Here is a 22,652-nt window from a genome sequence, read left to right as displayed (position 1 = left end):
TGATGGAACGCGGCGAGATTGACCCCGACCGGCGCGGACTGTCAACCGAAACGGTGCTTCTCAATCCACGACCGGGGCGTTTAAGATCGCCGCCATGTCACAGCCCCCCCGTATCGCCTGTTTTCTCTCCACGTCCGGTCACAGCGGCGTCGACCGGCTGGCGCGCCATCTGCTGCCGGCGCTCGTCGGTCGCGGCTATCGGGTCGATCTGCTCAAGGTGCGCGCGCACGGGCCGTATCTCGAACGCTGTGATCCGGCGCCGTGCATCGTCGATCTCGGGACGGCGCATACGCTGCTGGCGCTGCCGGCCGTGGTGCGCTATCTGCGCCGCGAACGACCGGTGGTCATGCTCTCGGACAAGGACCGCGTCAATCGGCTGGCCCTAGCCGCGCGTGCACTGGCTGGCACGCCGACGCGACTGATCCTGCGCTCCGGAATCACCATCTCGGTCGATCTGGCCTCGCGCGGCGGGCTCGATCGTTGGGTCCAGCGCCGATCAATGGGGTGGCTCTATCGCTTCGCTGATCGCGTGCTGGTACCGAGTCTCGGCGCGGCCGACGACATGGCGGCCTATACCGGACTGGAACGTGCGCGCATCCAGGCCGTACCTTCACCTGTGGTGCCGGCGCGTCTGTTCGATGAGCCGCTGCCGGTGCCGGATCATCCCTGGTTCGCGCCCGGACAGCCACCGCTGATCCTGAGTGTCGGCGAACTCTGCGGACGCAAGGACTTCGCGACCCTGATTCGCGCCTTCGCCCGTCTGCGCGCCCGGCGTCCGGCGCGGCTCATGATCCTCGGCGAAGGGCGTCATCGCGAGCGTTTGCTGGCGCTGGCGGCGAGCCTGGGGGTTGGAGAGGACGTCGCGCTGCCGGGTTTCGTGCCCCAGCCCTATGCCTATATGGCCCATGCCGCGCTCTTTACCTTCTCATCGCGCTGGGAGGGACTGCCCTTCGTGCCGGTCGAGGCGCTGGCGGTCGGCACGCCTGTGGTCTCGACCGACTGCCCGAGCGGTCCACGCGAGATCCTGGACGATGGGCGCTATGGCCCCCTGGTGCCGGTCGGCGACGAGGCGGCGCTGGCTGTGGCCATGAGCGCCACGCTCGATGACCCGCTGCCGCGCGCTCTGCTTCAGCAGGCGGCCCGCCGCTTCGAGATCGAGGCCGCGACCAGCGCCTATCTCGACGCCATGGGGTTGCCGGCCTGGGCATGAGGCGTCGGCGGCGTCTGGAAGCCATACAGCGTACCGGCAACGAGAATCCAGAAGAACATCCAGTCGGTGCGCACGACGCGATAGTTGAACAGGCACCAGATCAGCACGAAGACGAGCGCCACCAGATAGAAGCGCCCGAGATCGGCGGGCAGATGTCCGGTGCGACGGGCGGCGAAACCAGCGCGCGCAAGCGCCCAGACCAGCGCCACAAGCAGGATCAAACCGACGCCGCCGAACTGGACCAGGATCTCGGCATAGGTGTTGTGCAGATGCGGCAGCCAGTGGTCGTAATCAAACAGCGCCTCGCGACGTCCGCTGCTCGCGATCAGTTCGCGACTGGTACCGGCGCCCCAACCGAACCAGGGCCGTTCACTCCAGGTGTCGCGCGCGAACAGCAGCGCCTTGAAGCGCAGCCCGACCGGGTCGGACTCCACGGCCGCCGTCTCGCCGCGCGCGATGTCGATCAAGGTGTCCGTGTGTTCACTGAAGCGCTGGCGAACGGTCTCCGTCTGCGCCAGCAGCCCGCCGAGCAGCACAGGTGCGATGACGAAGGCGGCCAGCCAGTAGCGACGTCGCCGCGCGAGCAAGGGACCATCAATCGAGCGTGCATGCTCGCGCCATTCGAGGACGACCAACAGCGCCAGCGCGCCGAGAAATGCGAGCCAGGAACCACGCGACTGCGACAGCAACAGCCCTTCGAGCATGAACAGCAGCCAGAGCGTCCATAGGATCACGCCCAGGTGGCGCGGCCAGCCCGCCGCGAAGCGCCCCCAGAACGCCTGACGCAAGACGATGAGTCCGAGTGCACCCAGCCCGCTGAACATGCCGAAGGCGATCGCCGGCAGGTAGGATTCGAAGCGGGTCGAGAAGAACTCCGGCCCGAAGCTCGCCCAGTCGATCTTGCGCAGGACCGCGAGGCTGAAGCCCAGCGCGGCGAGCAACAGTAACCGTCGCACCCGCTCAGGTCGTCCGGCGCACCAGTAGGCGAGTGGAATGAAGAGCATCAGCTTGAGCCAGTCCAGGCCGCTGCCGAGGATGGTCGTCGCCCGTTCCGCACTGGGAGCCAGGATGGCCAGGATGAGACTGTGAGCGATCAGAAAACCGATCACAACCAGACTCAGCCGCACGACCGGATCGCGGCCCAGCGAACGCCAGTCCGGGCGATGCAGCACAAAGGCCAGGGTCAGCAGCCCCAGGCCGAGCGTGGCAGGCGTCGTCCCGAGCCAGGCGAAGATGGCGAACAGATAGAGTCCGAACAGACCGAGACGCCCCACGCCGTCAGAGGTCGCGAGCGAAACAGAGCGGTCGAGCGTCGAGGACATACGGCGGATTCTCGGGTGGATGGCGGACGAGGAGGGCCTTTGAGCCATTATAATAGTGTGCTTCGCCTGGTTTGTGGACGACACGTCGTCAGCCCCCCCAGGCCCACTCGACGCGGCCCACGCGCCGCCTGGATGGAGATCCGCCTTGTCATCCGATTCCAGCTCCACTGCCGACTCCGCACAGTCGCGTCCCATCTGTCTGTTCCTGCCGAGCTTCGGCGATGGCGGCGTGGAGCGCATGATGACCAACATCGCCCACGGCATCGCTGAACAGGGTTTCGCGGTCGATTTCGTGGTCGGCCCACCCGACGCGCCCTATCTGGATACGCTGCCGGCAAGCGTGCGGCGGCATCATCTGACCGACAGTAACCGGCGCGCGCGCCAGCGTTTTCTGCGCGACTATGTCGAGCGCCAGCGTCCGTGGATCGTGCTGACGGCCAAGAACAATGACGATCGTGTCGCGCTCGACGTCAAGGCGTCCTGCCCAGGTGATACCCGCTACTTTCTGCGTCCAGGCACCACCCAGTCCGAGCGCTGGAACGCGCGCGGCCAAAATTCACTCAAGCGCTGGTGGGAAACACGACGCTTAAGCCAACTCTACCAGCGCGCCGATGGTGTCATTGCCGTCTCACAGGGTGTCGCCGAGGATGTGGCCGCGATCACCGGGCTGCCGCTCGCTGACATCCGCGTCGTGCGCAATCCCAACATCACGCCGGAGCTGGAGCAGAGCGCGCGCGCGCCGCTCGATCATCCCTGGTTCGCGCCCGATCAGCCGCCGGTGATCATGGGTGCCGGCGGTCTGCGACTCCAGAAGGATTTCGCGACCCTCATCCGCGCTTTCGCCCGGGTGCATCAACATCGGCCCTGCCGGCTGCTCATCCTCGGCCAGGGACGCCAGCGCGAGCGGCTCCAGCGGCTGGCCGGCGAGCTGGGTGTGGGTGAGTCGGTCGAGCTGCATGGCTTCGATCCCAATCCGTATCGCTTTCTGGCGCGCGCCGGGCTGTTCGTGTTGTCCTCGCTGTGGGAGGGTTCGCCCAATGTGCTGACCGAGTCACTGGCGCTGGGTGTGCCCGTGGTCGCGACCGACTGTCGCAGCGGGCCGCGCGAGATCCTCCAGGGCGGTCGCTATGGTTCACTGGTGCCGGTCGGCGACGTCGACGCACTGGCCATGGCCATGGAAGACACCTTGCGTCAGCCACTGGCGCCCGAGATCTTGCGCGAGGCGGCGAACGACTATCGGCTGGATGTCAGCGCGCGGGGCTATCTGCATGCCTTCGGTCTCATTCGATGAACCCAGGCTTCCTTATCGCCTTTGAGTGCTGAGCGCGCTCAATACGGCGACGGTACAAGCTCGTAGACGACGCTTGACCCCTCGTAACGCGGCATATAGTAGTCACTGCCGCACTGCCGGTAGCTCTCGCCATAGACGACGACTGTGCGACAGTTCGGCGGCAGGCTGTAGACGATGGCGCCGATGGCCAGCGCCGTCCCGGCTGCGAAGGCAGCGGCACCAAGCGGCGCGCCCCAGTAGGGATCGATGGGCGGACGGGGGCGTGGAGGTGGTGGGCGTGGTCCACCGGGCGGAGGTCCAGCCAGGGGCGGACGCCCTGCTGGAGGGCGCGGGCCTCCGGAACCACCGGCGGGTGGTCGACCCGCCAGACCGCCGCCTCCACCCGGCTGGGGTGGACGCGCTCCGCTCCGTCCACCGGCGGGTCTGGCCGGACGCATCCCACCTCCACCGCCCGGCGGGCGCATGGCATGACCGCCACCGATGTTGCCGCGCGGCGCCCGGACACCCGGCCCGCCTCCACCACGCCGGGCCTCAGCGTCGACCGCGATGAACGCCAGCGTTGGCCCCAGCACCAGGGCGGCGAGTCCCGCCCGCTTCCAAAAACTCCAGACTGAGTGACGCACGATGCAGCCCTCCGCTTAGCGATTGGTCGTGGGTGTGAGCGTTGCAGACATCTGATTCATAAAGGAGATGCGCTGCGCGTTCGCCGGTGGCTTGAACTCAAAGAAGCCACGCGCGAACGACGGCGAGACGTCCCAGTCGGTCAGATTAGCCATCAGGGTCGGTGCGCCCTCGACACCGCGATCGGTCAGCAGCAGACGGCGCGGCAGTGGTTTGGGACCGGCCTCGATCCAGATCTCCCAGTCCAGGTCGGGCGTGCGGAAGGCCAGATGATGACAGGGCACGCCATCGACCAGGATGCGCCCGACATAGGTGCGCGACTTCAGATCCTGCACCAGCCGGCTGGCTGGATCCGTGGCCAGCAGATCGGCGACGGGCAGCTCGATCTGATATTCGTTGTAGAGGATCTCCAGCGTCTCATCGATGGTCGAGGGTGCTGAAGCCGTGGCATAGACGCCCTCGTGCGGCGTGAAGATGGCGAAGTTTTCGCCGTCATAGAAGAGCTGTCGTCCGCCGCCGAGTGCCTTGAAGTCGACCCGCAGGTGGTTGGGCCGACTCAGGGCAATCTCGATGGTCTGGTCGTTGTGCAGCGACTGATCGCTCGGCAGGATGTATTCGGTGACCTTCTCCACCCGCACACTGAACCGTTCGAGCGAACGCAGATAGGCCGCCATCTCCTTGAGGATCGTCGTGGGGTCGGGCGCGACCGTGGATGGCGCGTCGAGCTGGGTGCTCGTCGTGTCCGATGAGTCGGTGTGTAAGGTGGCACACCCCGTCAAGGACAACCCGCCCGCCAGCATGGCGGACATCCAGAATGCAGGCTTCATGTCGTGTAGTCCCGTGATGATGTCGACTCAAACCGCTTGAGTGATGTATTGAAGCATGGATCAGCCGGATATGGCGATACAGGCCTGCGCAGGCCGCGCTCCGGCTATCGTCCTTCCAGGGTCGCGCGGGCACGATCGAGGAACTCCCGGCCCTGTTGACGCATGGCCTGGCCGATTACACGCGCCAGTTCAGGATTACTGATGGAGCGTCCATCGAGCACGAAGCGCGTTGGCGAGGTCGAGTAGGCCGCCAGTGGATCCGCGGCCGTGAACATGTCGTTCTCGACGGCATTGTAGGGATAGTAGCAGCTCGCCTGTCCGGTCTTGCCGTCGGTGCCCGTCCAACTCAAGCGGGCTTCGGCCTCGGACTGGCGGCGCGGCTCGATGCTCTGGTCGCGCCAGTTCGGCTCGCTGCCGAGCGTCACCCGTACCATGTCGCGGCAGAGCGTGAGTCTGACGTCCTCGCCAGGGTTGGAGCAGCCGACCGACAGCGCCGCGACCGGCACGGACAGCAGTGACAGGAGGCGAAACGAACCTGAGATCGGGCGCATGAGTGACTCCAAGCAGAAGGATGATGAGCGGCCAGTTTACGCGTGTTGGACTCGACGATCAGCCGGTCGGCGCGACTGGCGCGACAGCGTGTCTATACTCTGCACGACTCGATAGGACATACTCGGAGCAACGGCATGCAACCATCAGAATCGGGAGTTTGTGCATGAGCAATAAGGTTTGGGCCTATGATCCACAGTCCGGTGGCCAGAAGATTCCGCCCGCGATCCAGCCGAGGATCCGGCAGCGCATCCTCGACCACGCAGACAAGCACTATGCTGGGCGCTTCAATCGCATCGATGTCCGTTTTCGCGGTCAGTTCTGCTATATCGATGCCTACACCGAGCCGTATGTTGCGCCTGACTTCGACCCCTCCCATCTCGGGGAGTCGCGCGAGCATTACATCGCTCGTCTGCGCGCAACCCCCACTCACCTGTGTCGGTTGCGCTATTTTGGCCGGGAGGACTCCTGGTCGATGGCCTTCTACACCTACAGCCAGAATAAATACGAACCCTGCTTCTTCCCGGATGGGGGCTGGGAGGGAACACCGGAAGCGGCATTCGACACGGCTTCGGTGTATCTGGAGCCTTAAGGTCGAGATCCTGTAGGGAGAAACTGAATGTTGACCACGGTCGAAGGTATTTATGAAAACGGCCAAGTGCGCCTGTTGGAATCCCTGCCCGGCGTGGCGCGCGCGGGTGGCGATCACTGTGTTGCCCGAGACGCTCTCCACGTTGGCAGCGCACGAACCGCCATCTCCGGGATTGGAGCCAAACACGCCACCGATCGAAATCGCTGCAGATGAGTCCGATCTGAGCGAGCTTGGACTCAAGTTACTGGCGATTCGTCAGCGCGCGATCGCCGGAGGCATGCCGTTGACTCCGGTCGACGCTATTTTGGACGAAGTGCGGCAGGGGCGTACCGAAGCGGGCGATGATCAAGACCTACGTTGATGCCAACGCCCTGATCGCCGCCTTTCGTGGTGATCATCCAGCGTCTGGCGAAGCCCTGAAGTTGCTCGGGGACAAGCACCGGCGATTCATCGCCAGCGCGTATCTGCGCCTGGAAACACTGCGCAAGCCGCACCGTCGTCGGCTTCGAGGGCGAGGCCCGAAAAGGCAGCTCGTCACCCCGTATTCCGCATCCCCGCCGCCAGCGCATTGATCGAGCGCAACAGCGGGTCGAGCCATTCCTCGCGCCGTGCCTCGTCTTCCTCCGAGCGATAGCGCTCCAGCAGCGCCACCTGGATATGGTTCAACGGGTCCAGATAGAGATTGCGCCGCGCCAGCGAGTGACGCAGGTCCGGCGTCTCTTCCATCAGACTGAGCAACCCGGCGACATTGAGCACCTGGGTCAGGGTGCGCTGATACTCCTCCTCAATCAGTCCCAGGATCCGGGCCGCGCGCTCGCGGTCCTCGGCCAGCCGCAGATATTCGCGCGCGATGTGCATCTCGGCCTTGAACAGCGACATCTGCGTATTGGAGAGCAGGGCACGGAAATAGGGCCACTCCTGATACATCTTCTGGAGCTTGGCCAGTCGTTCGACGTCATTGCCGCGATAGCGCTCGATGGCCTGACCGATGCTGAACCAGGCCGGCAGGGTCACGCGCGCCTGCCCCCAGCCGAACACCCAGGGAATGGCGCGGATCGACGACAGCGAGCGGTCGGCCTTCTTGCGATGCGCCGGGCGCGAGCCGATGTTGAGCAGTGCGATGCCGTCGAGCGGTGTGCATTCGTAGAAATAATCGAGGAAGCCCTCGGTATCGCGCACCAGCGCGCGATAGGCCGCCTCACCGTGGCGTGCCAGCGCGTCCATGATCGCCAGATAATCGTTGCGTTCCGGCTCGGGCGGCTCGATCAGACAGCGGCTGGCCTTGATCAGCCCGCTGATGCCCATGGTCAACTCATAGCGCGCCGTTTCGGGATTGGCATAGCGGTAGGACAGTACCTCGCCCTGCTCGGTGAACTTGATCTGACCATGCACGGTGTCGACCGGCTGGGCGAGGATCGCCTCGTGGGTGGGACCGCCGCCGCGTCCGACCGTACCGCCGCGCCCGTGAAAGAGCCGACAGGCCACGCCCCGATCATCGGCCAGCGCGATGACCTTCTTCTGCGCCTCGAACAGATTCCAGCTCGATGAGAGGATGCCGCCGTCCTTGCACGAATCCGAATAGCCGAGCATCACTTCCTGCTGATTGCCTGAGGCTCGCAGCAAGGCCAGATAGGTCGGGTTATCGAACAAGGTGCTCATCACCTGATCGATATGGCTCAAATCCTCGATGGTCTCGAACAGTGGCGAGACCTGGAGCGTGCAGAACCAGCCCTGATTGTTCACGCCGACCAGTCCGGCCAGCCGCGCCAGCAGCATCACCTCCATCACATGACTGGCCGCATGGGTCATCGAGATGACGTACTGGCCGAAAACCCGCTCACCGACCTCGGCGCGCATGCGGGCGATGACCTCGAAGGTCTCCAGCGTCTCGCGCGTCTCGGGCGTGAGCGTGGCCTTATCGATGACGAAGGGATGCGGATGGGCGATGGCCTCGGCGAGCGCCATCAGACGCTGTTCTTCGTTGAACGCCTGATAGAAGGGCGCACCGGGCTGACGGGCGAAGAGCTCGGTCACGGCCTGGGTGTGGCGGGTCGATTCCTGACGGATGTCGAGATGGACCAGATGAAAGCCGAAGGTCTCGGCCAGCCGGATCAGATCCTGCAAGGGACCGGCCGCCGCGCTAGCGTCACCGTGATGGATGAGCGAGTCGCGGATCAGCGTCAGATCGGCCAGAAACTCCGCCGCGCCGGTATAGCCATCCGGCAGTCCCGCGTCGTTGAGTCCATCCATGCGTCGACGAATGCGATCGAGATTGGCCTGGAGCCGATGCCCCATCATGGCCAGCTTGCGCCGATAGGGTTCGTAGAGAAAGCGGCGTTGACGCTGGCCCATGACCCCAATCCAGTATTCTTCGTCGGCGTCGAGACTGTCGAGGAAGGCAGGGGAAGGCTGACAGAGCGCGCTCGAATGACTGAGCATGCGGCTGAGATTCTGGAGACGTTCCAGATAGGCGTCCAGGATCACTTCGGCATGCATGCGCACCGCCAGCTCGGTGGTCTCGGGCTTGACGAATGGATTGCCGTCGCGATCGCCGCCGATCCAGGAGCCGAAGCGGATGAAACTCGGCACCTGGACACCGCAGTTGGCGCCATAGTTACGCCACACCGCCTTCTCCAGAAAGCCATAGACCTTGGGCACGGCCTCGAACAGCGATTCGCGGAAGAAATGCAGACCGCGCCGGATCTCGTCGGTCACCTGTGGCTTGTGGACGCGCACCTCGTCAGTCTTCCACAGGATCTGAATCTGCGTCAGGATCTCCTGGAGCTTGTCCTCCAGTTCCTCTTCGTTGAGTTTGCGCCGGTGCAGATCCTGACCGGCGAGAAAGATGCGTCTGAAGGTCTCGGAGATGGTGCGCCGGCGCGCCTCCGTCGGGTGGGCGGTGAAGACCGGCAGATAGACCAGGTGTTCCAGCAGGCTCTGGAAGTGCTCGGGGCTGATGCCGTCTTCCTTGAACTGACGCACCGTGTCGTCGAACGAGCCGATCCACAGCCGCTGGCCGGCGGCGATCACGTCCATGCGCGCCAGATGCGCATTCAGCTCCTCGGCGACGTTCACCAGACCGAAATAGATGGTGAACGCGCGGATAACCTCAGCGAGCGTCTGCGGGTCGAGGCCCTGGATGCGCTTCATCAGCTTTTCGCGCAGCTCGGGATCTTCCTGTTCGCGCAACTGCATGAAGCCGTCGCGTAAACGCTCCACGACCACCAGCACACGCTTGCGGCTGTGTTCGCGCAGAACCTCGCCCAGCAGGGCGGTATAGAGCTGGATGTCGCGCTCCAGCGTCTGGGTTTGGGGGTATTCGTTCATCAGAAATCCAGTTCGTTGGCAGTGACGGAGGGTGAGCCAGAATGCCGTGGATACTACCCTGAGCCGGTCCCGGCCGCCAAAAGACCAGATCCAAGCCCTGTGGGCCTGACGCTGGCCGCCTGGGATTCACTCCGCCGCTTCTTTGCGCATCCGCGCCAGATGCGGGTCGTCGAGATGCGGCAGCAGCGCGAACAGCAGCTCCTCGGCGTCCTGGGGCCGCTGGGCCGGGTCCATCGACATCGACCAGTCGACCGCCTTCAACAGAAAATCAGGATAACGGTCCTTGAGCGCCTCGACGGCCGGGATCAGCGTGTCCTCTTTCTGGCGCTCCGGAGCCGGTTGGGGCGTGCGACCGTCCATGCAGGTGCGGATGCTGGCGCCGACGGCATAGACATCGGTCCAGGGTCCGACCTCGCCGGCGCGAAAGTATTGTTCGACCGGCGAATAGCCGGCGGTGATGACCTGCCCGCCGCGCGAGCGGCCACGATTGAGCGGATGGACGGCGCCAAGGTCGAGCAAGAGCGGCATGTTGCCGTGACGCAGATGGATATTGCCGGGCTTCACATCGAGATGGAGCATCGAGCGCCGATGCAGCAGCGCCAGCGCATCCAGCACCGGGATGAAGACCTCCAGGAGGAACGAGGTGCTCAGTCCGCCCTTGCGCTCATGCAGATAGGCGCCCAGATTGCGTCCGCGCTCGTTGGGCATCACCATGTAGCCGGTCTCGTTGGCCAGCAGAAAGGCGAGCACGCGCACGATGTTGGGGTGTTTCAACGAGGCCAGCGCCTTGACCTCCTGGAAGAACAGCTTGCGTCCATGATGCAGGCTTTCGGCATGCTCGATGCCGCTCGGCACCACGCGCCGATCACGGTCGCGGCGCGCGATCTTCTTGGGCATGTACTCCTTGATGACCACTTCCTCGCTGCTATCATCATCGATGGCCAGATAAATGAGGCTGAAGCCGCCCTTGGCAATCGGCTTGATGATCCGGTAGGAGCCCAGCAGGGTGTTGGGCGGAAGCGTCTCTCGGGCGGCGGCCATGATCGGGGCAATGGATCTCCACGCGGACGTTGACGGGACGAGCGGTATACGGCGCTCTTGATTTATGATAAACCCTGTCTGGCGTGGTCGGCAGCGGTTCATCCTGCTTTCAACTCACCGGCCCAAGATAGACTCCCCCTCGAAGAGACGCCCCAAACTGATGATCAAGAGTATGACGGCCTTCGCCCGCGAGTCGCGGACGGGCGATGTTGGTGAATTGACCTGGGAATTACGCACAGTTAATCACAGGTTTCTGGAGCCGCACATCCGGCTGCCCGAGGAGTTGCGCGGACTCGACACCCAGGTCAGGAGCCGTCTGGCGGCGCGTCTTCAGCGCGGCAAGATCGATTGTAGCCTGCGCTATGCACCCTGCGTAGGCGTGCCGAATGCGATTCGGATCAACCGGCCCTTCGTCGAGCAACTGCTGTCTGCCGGACGCGAACTCGGTGCGCTGACCGGGCGGCCCCAGGAACCGACCCCGTTCGATCTGTTGCGCTGGCCGGGCGTGGTGCAGGAAACCGGCACCGATCTGGACCGGCTCGGTACCGAAGCACTCGCGCTGCTCGAACAGACCATCGATTCGCTCCTGGAGACCCGCGAGCGCGAGGGTGCGCGACTGGCACAACTGCTGCGTGAGCGCTGCGAGCGTCTGCGCGAGAGTGCTGCACGGGTGCGCGAGCGTCTGCCCGAGGTGCTGGCCGGTGTGCGGCAGCGGCTTGCCGACCGGCTCGTCGAACTGCGCGCCGAACTCGATCCGACCCGGCTGGAGCAGGAGATCGCGCTGGTGGCCGCGCGGCTCGACGTCGATGAGGAACTCGACCGGCTTGGCGCCCATATCGAGGAAGTGCTCGATGTCCTGACCCGCGATGAGCCGGTCGGACGCCGGCTCGATTTTTTGATGCAGGAACTCAACCGCGAAGCCAATACGCTCGGCTCCAAGTCAGCCGATATTGCCGTCACGCGCGAGGCGGTCGAGATGAAGGTCTTGATCGAACAGATGCGCGAGCAGGTGCAGAATCTCGAATGAGCGACCTATCCCGACCCAAGCCGACGGGCCTGCTGTTCATCGTCTCAGCGCCCTCCGGCGCGGGCAAGACCAGTCTCGTCAAGGCGCTGGTGGAGCGTGATCCGGAACTGGTGCTCTCGGTCTCCTGCACCACGCGCCCGGCACGCACCGGCGAGCAGGATGGTGTCCACTATCATTTTCTCGATCGCGCACGCTTCGAGCGCGAGATCGCTGAAGGCGCTTTCCTGGAACACGCCGAGGTCTTCGGCAATCGCTATGGCACGCGCGCGGCCGATGTACGCCAGTGTCTCGATGCCGGCCAGGACGTGATCCTGGAGATCGACTGGCAGGGCGCGCGCCAGGTGCGCGAGCGTTTTCCCGAATCGATCGGACTCTTCGTGCTGCCGCCGAGTATCGCGGAACTCGAACGCCGTCTGCGTGGACGCGGCACCGACAGCGATGCCGTAATCGCGCGGCGCATGACCCAGGCCCACGACGAGCTGGCCCATTTCGCCGAATATGCGTATCTGGTCGTCAACGATTGCTTCGAGACCGCGCTCGCGGCGCTGGCGGCGATCGTGACCGCCGAGCGCCAGCGGCTGGCCCATCAGCGCCCCCGTCTGGCGGCGCTGCTCGATTCCATCGAATCCATTCATTAGGAGAATATCATGGCAAGAATCACGGTCGAGGATTGCCTCGAACACGTCGACAACCGTTTCGATCTGGTGCTGCTCGCAACCAAGCGCGCGCGCCAACTGGCCAATGGCGTCGAGTCGCTGCTAGCGGTGGAAAACGACAAGCCAACGGTCCTGGCCCTGCGCGAGATCGCCGCCGGCAAGATCAGCAACGCCATGATCCAGGAGGCTCAGCGCGAGATGGACGACACGGCGGCGGCTCTGGAACAGGCGCTGGCTGTGGAGTTCGCCGCCAACGCCGAGGCCGTCGACGCGGAACCCCCCAAGGATGTCCAGGACTGACGAGCCACCGATCGCCGAGAGACCGGCTGTCCGCCCCGCAACGGACACGGCCGGTTCCAACGCGCCCGTCCCAAGCCTCCACGCACGCATCCCCCAAGCGCCGGTTCAAACCGACGACCAGGTGGAACCGGTCACGCCGGAGACCGAGACACGCTATTTGATCAGCGATCTCTGTGTCTATCTGGAGAGCTATCTCCCGCCCGAGCAGATCAGCGCGTGCTATCAAGCCTATCTGTTCGGCGCCGAGGCGCACGAGGGTCAGCAACGCAAGTCCGGCGAGCCCTACATCTATCACCCGCTGGCGGTTACGCGCATCCTGGCCGAGATGCGCATGGACTATCAATGCCTGATCGCCGCGCTGCTGCACGATGTCATCGAAGACACCCCGATCGACAAGGATCAGGTCGCGGCGGCCTTCAGCGCTGAGGTCGCCGAGCTGGTCGACGGGGTCAGCAAGCTGACGAAGCTCGACTTCAAGTCGCGCGCCGAGGCGCAGGCGGCGAGCCTGCAAAAGATGCTGCTGGCGATGACGCGCGACATCCGCGTCATTCTGATCAAGCTCGCCGACCGGCTGCACAACATGCGCACGCTCGATGCGATGAGTCCGGAGGCCTGCCGGCGCATCTCACGCGAGACGCTCGATATCTTTGCCCCCATCGCGAATCGCCTGGGGATCAATTCGGTCCGCATCGAGCTGGAAGAACTGGGCTTTGCCCATTATTGGCCGTGGCGACGGCGCATCATCCAGTGCGCCCTCCAGAAACGCGGCAACGGAGCGCGGGTCGAGATGATCGGTCTGGTCGAGACCGCTCTCAAGCATGTCCTGGATCAGGAGGGCATCGAGGGCCGGGTCGAGGGACGCCAGAAACATCTCTATGGCATCTATCGCAAGATGCGCGACAAATCGCGCGGCTTCTCCGAGCTGGCCGATGTCTTCGCCTTTCGGGTCACGGTCGACCGGGTTGATACCTGCTATCGGGTTCTGGGACTGGTCCACAATCTCTATAAGCCGGTCCCAGGGCGGTTCAAGGACTATATCGCCATCCCCAAGGCCAACGGCTATCAATCGCTCCACACTGCCCTGATCGGCCCGCAGGGCATCCAGATCGAGATTCAGATCCGCACCGAGGACATGCAGCGTCTGGCCGAGTCGGGCATCGCCGCACACTGGATGTACAAGAGCGGCATCCAATCCGCCACCGCCAATCCCGCCGCGCTGGCCGCCGACTGGCTGCAGAACCTGCTGGAGATGCAGCGCGACGCCGGTAACTCGGTGGAGTTTCTTGAGCACGTCAAGGTCGATCTATTCCCCGGCGAGGTCTATGTCTTCACGCCCAAGGGGCGCATCCTCTCACTCCAGCGCGGCGCGACCGTGGTCGACTTCGCCTATGCCATCCATTCGGACGTGGGCAATAACTGTGTGGCCGCGCGCATCGACCGGCGCATGGCGGCGCTGAGCACACAGCTTCGCAATGGTCAGACCGTCGAGATCATCACCGCCCCCGGCGCACGGCCCAATGCCAGCTGGCTGAACTTCGTGACCACGGCCAAGGCGCGCGTCAACATCCGGGGCCATCTCAAGAACTTCAAGCAACTCGAAGCCCAGTCGCTCGGCCGACGGTTGCTGAACGCTGAACTCGCGCCGCTGGGTGCTGAGGTCGAGACGCTTGAACCTCTGCGGCTGGCGGCCTATCTCGACGAGGCGGGGCTGAGCGCGGTCGAAGATTTGCTCGGCGAAATCGGTCTGGGCAACCGGCTCGCGCCGCTGATTGCGCGGCGTCTGGCCGGGGTCGAGGGCGAGGAAGTCGCATCCGATGAACGCACGGATCAGGAGCAGCATCCGCATCGGCTCGCCATTCGCGGCACCGAGGGCATGGTGGTCAGCTTTGCGCGCTGCTGCCGCCCGATCCCCGGCGACGACATCACGGCGATCTTCAGTCCGGGACGCGGCATCGTGGTTCATCGCGCCGAGTGCCGTAACCTCAGCGGGCTGGAGAGCAAGCGCGACAAGTGGCTCGATGTCGAGTGGTCCAAGGAGCTGGAGGTTGAGTTCGCAACCGAGATCCGGGTCGAGGTCGGTAATCGGCGCGGCGTGCTGGCTGTGATCGCCGGGGCGATCGCCGAACTCGGCTCCAACATCGAAAATGTTCAGACGATCGAGAAGGATGGCATGATGACCGACCTGGAATTCCGCATTCTGGTCAAGAGCCGCGATCATCTCGCGCGCATCATGCGCCGGGTGCGGCTCATTCCGCTGGTCGATCGCATCACGCGCATCACGCGATCCTGAGCTTGGAACTCGGTCATATCGACGCCATTTCAGCGGTTGAGTCGCATCGACTCCCGTAAACACATCAGGATCGAGAGGCTGTCCATGACCGATCTCACACTCGACGAACGTCTGCTGCTGACCCGGCGCACCATGCAACTCCTGGAAGACTGGGGGCTGGCGGCGCGCGACATCAGCGGGCTGCTGCAACTGCCGGAGACGATCAAGGCGCGCCATATCGGCCGCTTCCGCGATCAGGATGCTTTTCCTGACGATCCGGCGGTCAACCGGCGTGTCGCCTATCTGGCCCGGATCGAGGAAGCACTCCACACCTACTTTCCGCGCAATCCCGAGATGCGCAAGCTCTGGGTGCGGCGCGCCAACAAGCAGTTCGGACGGCGTGCCCCTGTGGCGGTCATGGTCGAGGACGGCGAGAGCGGACTGATCTCGGTGCTGTCGCATCTGGACTGCACCTTCGCCTGGGATCTGACCGGCTCGCGGGCTGACTACCAGCGGGCCAGCTAGACAGGATTCTTCGGGGTTTGGGCGTTTTCGATTAAGATGTCCGTCATCGAAATCCAGCAGACAGACAGCGAACGCCGTTCAGGTTCAATGGAAAATTTTCGCGGTACGACAATTCTCTCGGTGCGACGCAACGGCCAGGTGGTGATCGGCGGCGACGGGCAGGTCTCGCTCGGCCCGACCGTCATGAAGGGCAATGCGCGCAAAGTCCGACGGCTCTACAAGGGCCAGGTGCTGGCCGGATTCGCCGGGGCCACAGCCGATGCCTTCACGCTCTTCGAACGCTTCGAGGGCAAGCTCGAAAAGCATCAGGGCCATCTGACCCGCTCGGCGGTCGAGATGGCCAAGGACTGGCGCACCGACCGCATGCTGCGTCGGCTCGAAGCCCTGCTGTGCATCGCCGATGCCACTACCTCGCTGATTCTCTCCGGTACGGGCGACGTCATCGAGCCGGAACAGGACATCATGGCCATCGGCTCGGGCGGCTCCTTTGCGCTGTCGGCGGCACGCGCGCTGTTCGCGCACACCGAACTCTCGGCGCGCGAGATCGTCGAACAGAGTCTGCACATCGCCGCCGACATCTGTGTCTACACCAACCACAACCTCGTCATCGAGGAGTTGGACACCAAGGATCGCGAATGAGCCCCTGTGCTCATCGCCCTCAAGCCGGCCTATTCGACGCCTAAAATCCATGTCTGAAATCACCCCCCAACGCATCGTCGCCGAACTCGACAAACACATCATCGGCCAAAACGACGCCAAGCGCGCCGTAGCCATTGCCCTGCGCAACCGCTGGCGCCGCGCCCAGATCGAAGAGCCGCTGCGCTCGGAGATCACGCCCAAGAACATCCTCATGATCGGCCCGACCGGTGTGGGCAAGACCGAGATTGCGCGCCGTCTGGCCCGGCTCGCCAACGCGCCCTTCATCAAGGTCGAGGCGACCAAGTTCACCGAGGTCGGCTATGTCGGTCGCGAGGTCGATTCGATCATTCGCGATCTGGCCGACATCGGCGTGAAGATGGCGCGCGAGCAGGAAATGGCCAAGCTCTCCGATCTGGCCGAGGCTGCCGCCGAGGAGCGTATTCTCGATGCGCTCCTGCCGCCGCCCTCGGACTTTGAGGAAGACAGCCGCTCGACGGTCAGCTCCGCCACGCGCGAAAAACTGCGCACCAAACTGCGCGCCGGTGACATGGAGGATCGCGAGATCGAGATCCAGGTCTCAGCCTCACCGCTTGGCGTGGAAATCATGGCCCCGCCCGGCATGGAAGAGATGTCGAACCAGCTCCAGGGGCTGTTCCAGAATCTCGGTCAGAGCCGCACCAAGCGGCGCAAGCTGCGTATCCGCGACGCGCGCAAGCTGCTGAAGGACGAGGAAGCGGCCAAGCGCGTCAACGACGAAGAGATGAAACTGCACGCCCTGGAGAATGTCGAGCAGAACGGCATCGTGTTTATCGACGAGATCGATAAGGTCGCCAAACGCGAGGGCACGACCGGGGCTGATGTCTCGCGCGAAGGCGTACAGCGCGATTTGCTGCCACTGGTGGAGGGCAGTACCGTCTCGACCAAACATGGCGCGGTGCGCACCGACCATATCCTGTTCATCGCCTCGGGCGCCTTCCATCTGTCGAAACCCTCGGACCTGATCCCCGAGCTTCAGGGCCGGTTGCCGATTCGGGTCGAACTCAAGGCCCTGAGCACGGATGATTTCGTGCGCATCCTCACCGAGCCGGATGCCTCGCTCACCGATCAGTACCGGGCTTTGCTGGGGACTGAGGGCGTGAACCTGGAGTTCACCGAAGACGGCATCCGCCGCATCGCCGAGATCGCCTGGCAGGTCAACGAGAAGACCGAGAACATCGGCGCACGACGTCTGCACACGGTCCTGGAGCGGCTGCTGGAGGATGTCTCCTACAACGCCTCCGAACTCGACCGCGTGACCGTCACCATCACGGCCGACTATGTCGACCAGAACATGGCCGATCTGGCTGCCGACGAGGATCTGTCGCGTTACATCCTCTGAAAAACGCACTCGAGCCACTTAAAACCTAAACCTTAAAACTTAAAACTACCCATGCCAGTACCCACCGAGCTGAATCTGCACCGCCAATCCCGTGTGCTCGAAATCGCCTACGAGGATGGCACCCGTTTCACACTGCCCTGCGAATATCTGCGCGTGTATTCGCCCTCGGCTGAGGTCCAGGGCCACAGTCCGGGCGAGCGCGTGCTCCAGGTCGGCAAGGAGGACGTCGGCATCGACAAGATCGAGCCGGTCGGCAACTATGCCGTCTGTCTGCACTTCGACGACGAGCACAACACCGGTCTCTATTCCTGGGACTATCTCTATCGTCTCGGTACCGAGTACGACAGCCTCTGGAACACCTATCTCGACGAACTTAAGCAGGCCGGCCACACGCGCAAGACGCTCCAGTCTTAATCGCCCACATCCCGCCGGACCGGTTTAATATAGACGCCCATCGCCGTGGGCGCGCGTGTCCGTGCCCATGAACCCCAATTCGCTACCGGGATAGAGCATGTCCGATCAGAACACCACCCATTTCGGCTATCAGCAGGTGCCGGTCGAAGAAAAAGCCAAGCGCGTGCGCGCCGTCTTCGATTCGGTTGCAACCCGCTACGATGTGATGAACGATCTGATGTCGCTCGGCATCCACCGGCTCTGGAAGCGCCATGCGATTGAACTCTCGGGCGTGCGTCGGGGCCAGCGGGTGCTGGATCTGGCCTCGGGCACCGGAGATCTGGCCTACCGCTTCTCGGGGCTGGTCGGTTCCGACGGGCTGGTGGTGATGACCGACATCAACGCCGCCATGCTCGGCGAGGGCCGCTCGCGGATGCTCGATCGCGGTCGGGTCGGCAATGTCCAGTACAGCCTGGTCAACGCCGAGCAGATCCCCTTCGAGAGCACTCTGTTCGACTGTGTCACTATCGGTTTCGGTCTGCGTAACGTCACCCACAAGCAGAACGCGATTGACGAGATGTTCCGCGTGCTCAAGCCCGGCGGGCGCGCCCTGATCCTGGAGTTCTCGCATCCGACCACCAAGTCGCTGAGCAAGGTCTACGACGCCTATTCCTTCTCGGTGCTGCCGACGCTCGGACGTCTGGTGGCCAATGATCCCGAGAGCTATCGCTATCTGGCCGAGTCGATCCGCATGCACCCGGATCAGGAGACGCTGCGCGCGATGATGGAAGCCTCCGGCTTCGAACGCTGCGAATACTTCAACCACACCGGCGGCATCGTCGCCATCCATCGAGGCTACAAGCTATGAGCGCCGGCGGCATCCAGATTCCGGACGCCTTGCTTGCCGTCGTCGAGCAGGCGCTCAATCGCTATCTCACGCTCGATCCCGAGGGCGCGGCGGCGTTCGATGCCCTGGAAGGGCGGATCATCGCGATCGAGGCCAAAGGCTTCGGGACGCGGATCACGGTCATTCCGGGCGTGCGCGGACTGCAACTCTTCGGTGCCTATGATGCCGAACCGGACTGTCTGATTCAGGGTTCGCCGCTGGCACTCACACGCCTGGGCATGACCGAGCACAAGGAGGCCCAGTTCGTCACCGGCGAGGTCGAGATCTCGGGTGACACCGCGCTCGCCCAGGACTTCAGCGCGGCACTGGCCGGTCTGAACGTGGATTGGGAGGAGCAGCTGGCGCAGGTCATCGGCGATCCCTTCGCGCGTCAGGTCGGTAATCGAGTGCGCGACGCCGAACGCTGGACGCAGCGCACTTCGGCCTCGATGACGGCCAATCTCACCGAATATCTGCAAGAGGAACGTCGCCTGCTGCCGACCCGCTACGAGGTCGACGCCTTCCTGACTCAGGTCGACACCGTGCGCGACGACGTCGAGCGACTCGGCGCGCGTATCGCGCAGCTCGCCAAGCGTGCCCAGGAGACCGGCATTCAGTCATGATGGGTCCACGTCAGGCGCTGCGTCTGTTTCGCATCAACTGGGTGCTGCTTCGTCACGGTCTCGACGAAGTCATCCTCGCCACCCATCTGTTCCGGCCCTTGCGCTGGATCAAAGTTCTGCTGCCCTGGCATTGGGTCCAGCGCGATCTGCCGTCCTATCCGGCGCGCGTGCGGCTGGCACTGGAGGATCTGGGGCCGATCTTCGTCAAATTCGGTCAGATTCTTTCGACCCGGCGCGATCTGCTGCCGGATGATCTCGCGGTGGAGCTGGCCAGGCTCCAGGACCGTGTCCCGCCCTTTGGCGGCGCCGAAGCACGCGCCCTGATCGAGAAAGCCTGGGGGCGACCGATCGAGGAGGTGCTCGATCAGTTCGACCCGGTGCCGCTGGCTTCGGCCTCGATCGCGCAGGTTCACAGCGCGCGTCTGAAGGACGGCACCGAGGTGGTGGTCAAGGTGCTGCGTCCCGGCATCGAGCGCACCATCCGTCAGGATCTGGGGCTGATGTACGCCGTGGCGCATCTGGCCCAGAAGTACTGGAAGGACGGGCGACGTCTGCGTCCGGTCGAGGTGGTGCGCGAGTACGAGAAGACGATCTACGACGAACTCGATCTCCAGCGCGAGGCGGCCAATGCCTCGCAGATCCGGCGCAACTGGCTCGGCAGCGAGATGCTCTATATCCCCGAGATCTATTGGGACTGGACCCGGCCCAATGTCATGGTCATGGAGCGCATCTATGGCACCCCGGTCGGCGAGGTCGACAAGCTCAAGGCGCAGGGCGTGAGCATGAAGCAGCTCGGCGAGCGCGGGGTGGAGATCTTCTTCACCCAGGTGTTCCGCGACAACTTCTTCCATGCCGACATGCATCCGGGCAACATCTTCGTCGAGCCGTCGGGGCGCTATATCTCGATCGACTTTGGCATCGTCGGCACCCTGACCACCGAGGATCAGCGTTATCTGGCCGAGAATCTGCTCGCCTTCTTCGAGCGCGACTATCGGCGCGTGGCTGAGCTGCATGTCGAATCCGGCTGGGTGCCGCCCGGCACCCGGATCGACGAGTTTGAGTCAGCGATTCGCACCGTCAGTGAGCCGATCTTTGAAAAGCCGCTGGCTGAGATTTCATTCGGTCATTTCCTGGTGCGGCTGTTCCAGACCGCGCGCCGCTTCGACATGGAAATCCAGCCGCAGCTCGTGCTGCTGGAAAAGACGCTGCTCAACATCGAGGGCCTGGGGCGTCAGCTCTATCCCGAGCTGGATCTCTGGACCACGGCCAAGCCCTACATGGAACGCTGGATGAAGGATCAGGTCGGCCTGAAAGGGCTGTTCGACCGCACCAAGCGCAACCTCTATTCGGTCGCCGACCAGGCCCCGGAGCTACCGCTGATCGCCTATCGGATGCTCATGGCCTACGATAAACAGGTGCGTGGTGCCAAGTTCGATCAGGCGCAGGTCCGCGAGGATCAGGCGACAGCCTCCAGTGCCATGCTCAAATCCGTCGGCGGCGCGACGCTGCTCGTGTGCGCGACCCTGGTGCTGCTGCTCGGTCCAGGCCACTGGCTGCCCGAACAAGCCGCCGCCGGCTTGATCGCGGCGGCTTATCTGACCGGGGCCTGGCTGTTCGTCTCGGCGGCGCGGACGGGGTAAGATCAGCGAGCCGCTTGCGAGCACGCGATCTCTGTCATCGATCCCGACCATTTGGACCCCAAGGCACAACACACGAAGGCCATCATGTCCGCTGAAAACGTCTTCTTCACCCCGGTCAGCAAAATCTGCCAGACCGATGTCGTGACCTGCGCGCCGGATCTGTCGCTGATCGAGGTCGCCGAGCTGATGCGCGCGCGCAATATCTCCAGCCTCCTGGTGCGCGACGGCGAGGAACCGGTCGGCATCGTCACCGACCGCGATCTGCGCAACAAGGTGGTGGCTCCAGGGATCGACCCGCGCGAAGGCTGCGCGCGCGACATCATGAACAGCCCGCTCGTCACCATCGGCGAGAGCGACTATCTGTTCGAGGCGCTCTATCTCATGAGCCGGCGGCGCATCCATCGGCTGTGCGTGGTCGATGCCGAGGGCCGGCTGCGCGGCATCGTCACCGACACTGATGCGCTGCGTCTGCACAGCCGCTCACCTCAGCAGCTCATGAAAGAAATCGAGGAAGCCGAAAGCCCCGAAGAGCTCAAGACGCTGCGCGAGCGCATGGAACAGTTGGTCGTCCATCTGCATGGCACCGGCGTTGCCACGCGCGATCTGGTTCAGACCGTGGCCCTGCTCAACGACCGCCTGCTGATCCGCCTCATCGAGCTGGTGCGCGCGGCGCGCTATCCGGATCTCACCGATCGCTTCGCCTTCCTGGTGCTCGGCAGCGAGGGGCGGCGCGAGCAGACGCTGGCCACCGACCAGGACAACGCCATCGTCCATGCCGATGACCTGTCCGAAGACGAGCTGGAACAGCTCCGCGCCTTCAGCGTCGATCTGATCGACAATCTGATCGGCATCGGCATGCCGGCCTGCTCGGGCGGCATCATGGCCAAGAACGCCGAATGGCGACGCAGTGTGAGCGGCTGGAAGCAGATGCTCGACAAATGGCTGCGCACCCCGACGCCCACCAACATCCTCTCGGGCAGCATGTTCTTCGACCTGCGCACGCTCTATGGCGACGCCTCCTTCGAGCAGGAACTCAAGGCCGACATCATCGCGAAGCTGCACGGCAACAATCTGTTCCTGGTGCATAGCGTCTCCAATGCCGTCGCCTTCCGACCGCCGCTCGACTGGTTCGGGCGCGTCAAGACCGAGCGACGCGGCCCGCATCGCGGCTGCATTGAGGTCAAGAAAGCGGGTGTCTTTGCGATCACTGAAGGTTTGAAGGCCATGGCGCTCCAGGCCGGCATCGGCGAGGGCCGCACCCATGATCGGGTGCGCGGACTCCAGCAGGCCGGTATCCTCGAAGCGCAACAGGCCGAAAGCCTGCTGGCTGCCTTCGACTTTCTGATCGCGCTTAGGCTACGCGCCCAGTTGCTGACGCTCGAACGCGGCGAGCCGCTGACGAACTATCTGCCGCTCGACCATCTTAATCGCATCGAGGTCGGGCGTCTGAAGCTGGCACTGGAAGAGGTCAAGCACTTCCAGGGCTTCCTGCGCCACCGCTTCCATCTGAATCAGGTCGCGCGTTAGGCCGATCAA

Annotated in this window: 23 protein-coding genes; 17 read left to right on the top strand and 6 right to left on the bottom strand. The window is 63.9% G+C overall.

Annotation, left to right across the window (positions count from 1 at the left end):
• Nucleotides 1-94 precede the first annotated feature (94 nt).
• On the top strand, nt 95-1,210 hold the full coding sequence (locus GJ668_RS09370; protein WP_155449892.1) for a glycosyltransferase: 1,116 nt from the start codon (nt 95-97) through the stop codon (nt 1,208-1,210).
• Here the strand turns inward: GJ668_RS09370 and GJ668_RS09365 are convergent.
• Nucleotides 1,174-2,532 carry an O-antigen ligase family protein gene (locus GJ668_RS09365; protein WP_155449891.1) on the bottom strand — a complete coding sequence of 453 codons (1,359 nt, stop codon included), beginning with the start codon at nt 2,530-2,532 and terminating at the stop codon, nt 1,174-1,176. The two genes, GJ668_RS09370 and GJ668_RS09365, sit on opposite strands and share 37 nt — an antisense overlap.
• Before the next feature lie 145 nt (nt 2,533-2,677).
• Here GJ668_RS09365 and GJ668_RS09360 point away from each other — a divergent pair, with 145 nt between their 5' ends.
• Nucleotides 2,678-3,823: a glycosyltransferase gene (locus GJ668_RS09360; protein ID WP_246194758.1), complete on the top strand. Its 1,146-nt coding sequence runs from the start codon at nt 2,678-2,680 to the stop codon at nt 3,821-3,823.
• A 38-nt stretch (nt 3,824-3,861) separates the two neighbouring features.
• Here GJ668_RS09360 and GJ668_RS09355 read toward each other — a convergent pair whose 3' ends face one another.
• From GJ668_RS09355 to GJ668_RS09345, 3 genes are all read right to left on the bottom strand, one after another.
• On the bottom strand, nt 3,862-4,446 hold the full coding sequence (locus GJ668_RS09355; RefSeq protein WP_155449890.1) for a hypothetical protein: 585 nt from the start codon (nt 4,444-4,446) through the stop codon (nt 3,862-3,864).
• Between the two features lie 15 nt (nt 4,447-4,461).
• Nucleotides 4,462-5,271, bottom strand: a complete 810-nt coding sequence (locus GJ668_RS09350) for a DUF2092 domain-containing protein (protein WP_155449889.1) — start codon at nt 5,269-5,271, stop codon at nt 4,462-4,464.
• 104 nt (nt 5,272-5,375) lie between these two features.
• On the bottom strand, nt 5,376-5,822 hold the full coding sequence (locus GJ668_RS09345) for a hypothetical protein (protein WP_155449888.1): 447 nt from the start codon (nt 5,820-5,822) through the stop codon (nt 5,376-5,378).
• Between the two features lie 164 nt (nt 5,823-5,986).
• On the opposite strand from GJ668_RS09345, the gene GJ668_RS09340 reads away from it, so the two are divergent.
• The 3 genes from GJ668_RS09340 to GJ668_RS09330 all read left to right on the top strand — a co-directional run bounded on the left by GJ668_RS09340 (nt 5,987) and on the right by GJ668_RS09330 (nt 6,984).
• Nucleotides 5,987-6,412 carry a hypothetical protein gene (locus GJ668_RS09340; protein ID WP_155449887.1) on the top strand — a complete coding sequence of 142 codons (426 nt, stop codon included), beginning with the start codon at nt 5,987-5,989 and terminating at the stop codon, nt 6,410-6,412.
• Nucleotides 6,413-6,533: 121 nt separating this feature from the next.
• On the top strand, nt 6,534-6,773 hold the full coding sequence (locus GJ668_RS09335) for a hypothetical protein (RefSeq protein ID WP_155449886.1): 240 nt from the start codon (nt 6,534-6,536) through the stop codon (nt 6,771-6,773).
• Nucleotides 6,754-6,984, top strand: a complete 231-nt coding sequence (locus GJ668_RS09330; protein ID WP_155449885.1) for a PIN domain-containing protein — start codon at nt 6,754-6,756, stop codon at nt 6,982-6,984. The genes GJ668_RS09335 and GJ668_RS09330 overlap by 20 nt, the downstream gene beginning before the upstream one ends.
• On the opposite strand, the gene ppc is transcribed toward GJ668_RS09330, so the two are convergent.
• Nucleotides 6,947-9,739: a phosphoenolpyruvate carboxylase gene (ppc, locus tag GJ668_RS09325; RefSeq protein ID WP_155449884.1), complete on the bottom strand. Its 2,793-nt coding sequence runs from the start codon at nt 9,737-9,739 to the stop codon at nt 6,947-6,949. The genes GJ668_RS09330 and ppc overlap by 38 nt on opposite strands.
• A 126-nt stretch (nt 9,740-9,865) precedes the next feature.
• Nucleotides 9,866-10,780 (bottom strand): serine/threonine protein kinase, encoded by a 915-nt coding sequence (locus GJ668_RS09320; RefSeq protein ID WP_155449883.1) that lies wholly within the window; start codon nt 10,778-10,780, stop codon nt 9,866-9,868.
• Between the two features lie 160 nt (nt 10,781-10,940).
• On the opposite strand from GJ668_RS09320, the gene GJ668_RS09315 reads away from it, so the two are divergent.
• From GJ668_RS09315 to GJ668_RS09260, 12 genes are all read left to right on the top strand, one after another.
• Nucleotides 10,941-11,807 carry a YicC/YloC family endoribonuclease gene (locus tag GJ668_RS09315; protein WP_155449882.1) on the top strand — a complete coding sequence of 289 codons (867 nt, stop codon included), beginning with the start codon at nt 10,941-10,943 and terminating at the stop codon, nt 11,805-11,807.
• The gene (gmk, locus tag GJ668_RS09310) at nt 11,804-12,445 is read left to right on the top strand and encodes a guanylate kinase (protein ID WP_155449881.1); all 642 of its coding nucleotides are present in this window, start codon (nt 11,804-11,806) and stop codon (nt 12,443-12,445) included. The genes GJ668_RS09315 and gmk overlap by 4 nt, the downstream gene beginning before the upstream one ends.
• A 9-nt stretch (nt 12,446-12,454) precedes the next feature.
• Nucleotides 12,455-12,763 (top strand): DNA-directed RNA polymerase subunit omega, encoded by a 309-nt coding sequence (rpoZ, locus tag GJ668_RS09305; protein ID WP_155449880.1) that lies wholly within the window; start codon nt 12,455-12,457, stop codon nt 12,761-12,763.
• Nucleotides 12,750-15,053 (top strand): RelA/SpoT family protein, encoded by a 2,304-nt coding sequence (locus GJ668_RS09300; RefSeq protein ID WP_155449879.1) that lies wholly within the window; start codon nt 12,750-12,752, stop codon nt 15,051-15,053. The genes rpoZ and GJ668_RS09300 overlap by 14 nt, the downstream gene beginning before the upstream one ends.
• Before the next feature lie 84 nt (nt 15,054-15,137).
• Nucleotides 15,138-15,557: a DUF2384 domain-containing protein gene (locus tag GJ668_RS09295; RefSeq protein ID WP_155449878.1), complete on the top strand. Its 420-nt coding sequence runs from the start codon at nt 15,138-15,140 to the stop codon at nt 15,555-15,557.
• Between the two features lie 87 nt (nt 15,558-15,644).
• Nucleotides 15,645-16,196 (top strand): ATP-dependent protease subunit HslV, encoded by a 552-nt coding sequence (gene hslV, locus GJ668_RS09290; protein WP_155449903.1) that lies wholly within the window; start codon nt 15,645-15,647, stop codon nt 16,194-16,196.
• Between the two features lie 49 nt (nt 16,197-16,245).
• Entirely contained in the window at nt 16,246-17,574 is a 1,329-nt protein-coding gene (gene hslU, locus GJ668_RS09285; protein WP_155449877.1) for an ATP-dependent protease ATPase subunit HslU, read from the top strand.
• A 51-nt stretch (nt 17,575-17,625) separates the two neighbouring features.
• Nucleotides 17,626-17,988 (top strand): gamma-butyrobetaine hydroxylase family protein, encoded by a 363-nt coding sequence (locus GJ668_RS09280; RefSeq protein ID WP_155449876.1) that lies wholly within the window; start codon nt 17,626-17,628, stop codon nt 17,986-17,988.
• A 97-nt stretch (nt 17,989-18,085) separates the two neighbouring features.
• Nucleotides 18,086-18,835 carry a bifunctional demethylmenaquinone methyltransferase/2-methoxy-6-polyprenyl-1,4-benzoquinol methylase UbiE gene (gene ubiE / locus GJ668_RS09275; RefSeq protein ID WP_155449875.1) on the top strand — a complete coding sequence of 250 codons (750 nt, stop codon included), beginning with the start codon at nt 18,086-18,088 and terminating at the stop codon, nt 18,833-18,835.
• Entirely contained in the window at nt 18,832-19,476 is a 645-nt protein-coding gene (locus GJ668_RS09270) for a ubiquinone biosynthesis accessory factor UbiJ (RefSeq protein WP_155449874.1), read from the top strand. Before ubiE ends, GJ668_RS09270 begins: the two co-directional genes overlap by 4 nt.
• Nucleotides 19,473-21,116 carry a ubiquinone biosynthesis regulatory protein kinase UbiB gene (gene ubiB / locus GJ668_RS09265; RefSeq protein ID WP_155449873.1) on the top strand — a complete coding sequence of 548 codons (1,644 nt, stop codon included), beginning with the start codon at nt 19,473-19,475 and terminating at the stop codon, nt 21,114-21,116. Before GJ668_RS09270 ends, ubiB begins: the two co-directional genes overlap by 4 nt.
• 84 nt (nt 21,117-21,200) lie before the next feature.
• Nucleotides 21,201-22,643, top strand: coding sequence for a putative nucleotidyltransferase substrate binding domain-containing protein (locus tag GJ668_RS09260; protein ID WP_155449872.1), 1,443 nt, complete (start codon nt 21,201-21,203; stop codon nt 22,641-22,643).
• Nucleotides 22,644-22,652: the final 9 nt, after the last annotated feature.

Source organism: Allochromatium palmeri (genome assembly GCF_009720725.1).
In the GTDB taxonomy this organism is placed as follows: Bacteria; Pseudomonadota; Gammaproteobacteria; order Chromatiales; family Chromatiaceae; genus Thermochromatium; species Thermochromatium palmeri.
Note: the sequence above shows the minus strand (reverse complement) of the source record. Positions and strands in the feature narration are given on the sequence as shown.

Bases quoted from the DNA above. Each gene is read 5' to 3' on its own strand.
- ubiE (WP_155449875.1), top strand. From the start codon at position 18,086: ATGTCCGATCAGAACACCACCCATTTCGGCTATCAGCAGGTGCCGGTC.
- GJ668_RS09295 (WP_155449878.1), top strand. From the start codon at position 15,138: ATGACCGATCTCACACTCGACGAACGTCTGCTGCTGACCCGGCGCACC.
- GJ668_RS09345 (WP_155449888.1), bottom strand. From the start codon at position 5,822: ATGCGCCCGATCTCAGGTTCGTTTCGCCTCCTGTCACTGCTGTCCGTG.
- GJ668_RS09320 (WP_155449883.1), bottom strand. From the start codon at position 10,780: ATGGCCGCCGCCCGAGAGACGCTTCCGCCCAACACCCTGCTGGGCTCC.
- GJ668_RS09365 (WP_155449891.1), bottom strand. From the start codon at position 2,532: ATGTCCTCGACGCTCGACCGCTCTGTTTCGCTCGCGACCTCTGACGGC.
- hslV (WP_155449903.1), top strand. From the start codon at position 15,645: ATGGAAAATTTTCGCGGTACGACAATTCTCTCGGTGCGACGCAACGGC.
- GJ668_RS09330 (WP_155449885.1), top strand. From the start codon at position 6,754: ATGATCAAGACCTACGTTGATGCCAACGCCCTGATCGCCGCCTTTCGT.
- GJ668_RS09350 (WP_155449889.1), bottom strand. From the start codon at position 5,271: ATGAAGCCTGCATTCTGGATGTCCGCCATGCTGGCGGGCGGGTTGTCC.
- GJ668_RS09260 (WP_155449872.1), top strand. From the start codon at position 21,201: ATGTCCGCTGAAAACGTCTTCTTCACCCCGGTCAGCAAAATCTGCCAG.
- ppc (WP_155449884.1), bottom strand. From the start codon at position 9,739: ATGAACGAATACCCCCAAACCCAGACGCTGGAGCGCGACATCCAGCTC.
- GJ668_RS09300 (WP_155449879.1), top strand. From the start codon at position 12,750: ATGTCCAGGACTGACGAGCCACCGATCGCCGAGAGACCGGCTGTCCGC.
- gmk (WP_155449881.1), top strand. From the start codon at position 11,804: ATGAGCGACCTATCCCGACCCAAGCCGACGGGCCTGCTGTTCATCGTC.
- GJ668_RS09340 (WP_155449887.1), top strand. From the start codon at position 5,987: ATGAGCAATAAGGTTTGGGCCTATGATCCACAGTCCGGTGGCCAGAAG.
- ubiB (WP_155449873.1), top strand. From the start codon at position 19,473: ATGATGGGTCCACGTCAGGCGCTGCGTCTGTTTCGCATCAACTGGGTG.
- hslU (WP_155449877.1), top strand. From the start codon at position 16,246: ATGTCTGAAATCACCCCCCAACGCATCGTCGCCGAACTCGACAAACAC.
- rpoZ (WP_155449880.1), top strand. From the start codon at position 12,455: ATGGCAAGAATCACGGTCGAGGATTGCCTCGAACACGTCGACAACCGT.
- GJ668_RS09315 (WP_155449882.1), top strand. From the start codon at position 10,941: ATGATCAAGAGTATGACGGCCTTCGCCCGCGAGTCGCGGACGGGCGAT.
- GJ668_RS09370 (WP_155449892.1), top strand. From the start codon at position 95: ATGTCACAGCCCCCCCGTATCGCCTGTTTTCTCTCCACGTCCGGTCAC.
- GJ668_RS09280 (WP_155449876.1), top strand. From the start codon at position 17,626: ATGCCAGTACCCACCGAGCTGAATCTGCACCGCCAATCCCGTGTGCTC.
- GJ668_RS09270 (WP_155449874.1), top strand. From the start codon at position 18,832: ATGAGCGCCGGCGGCATCCAGATTCCGGACGCCTTGCTTGCCGTCGTC.